Annotated in this window: 1 rRNA gene; it reads right to left on the bottom strand. The window is 49.7% G+C overall.

Going from position 1 to position 531, the window contains the following annotated elements:
• Positions 1-423: ribosomal RNA gene (locus AC1D2R_RS32255) — 23S ribosomal RNA — on the bottom strand; the annotation flags it as partial.
• Positions 424-531 lie beyond the last annotated feature (108 nt).

Below are 531 nucleotides of genomic sequence, written 5' to 3' on the forward strand. Positions count from 1 at the left end.
CGCCCTACTCTAGGACAATGAGTGTTCTACGCGTACGGGGCTATCACCCGCTACGGCCCAACTTTCCAGAAGGTTCCACTTTATTCCTCATTGCCACTGGCCTGGTCCGCGTTCGCTCGCCACTACTTGCGGAGTCTCGGTTGATGTCCTTTCCTGCAGGTACTTAGATGTTTCAGTTCCCTGCGTTCGCTTCTTACCCCCTATTTTATTCAGGGGCAGATACCTTATCACAATGCTTAGAAACCATTCCGGTTGCCATAAACAACCAGAATGATTTTCTAAGCATTTAAGGTGGGTTTCCCCATTCGGATATCCATGGATCAAAGCTTATTCGCAGCTCCCCACGGCTTTTCGCAGCGTATCACGTCCTTCATCGCCTGTGCATGCCAAGGCATCCACCAAATGCCCTTACGACACTTAATCGTTCTCATTGCCAATGCTCATCATCTTTGCTGGGTTTGGAATTCCTTGTCCTTTTCGCTTGCGCTCAAAGGGGTTCCAAACCGGTCATACGGCCAAACCTGAGTTTGT

The organism is Rhizobium sp. P1_C7 (genome assembly GCF_056406295.1).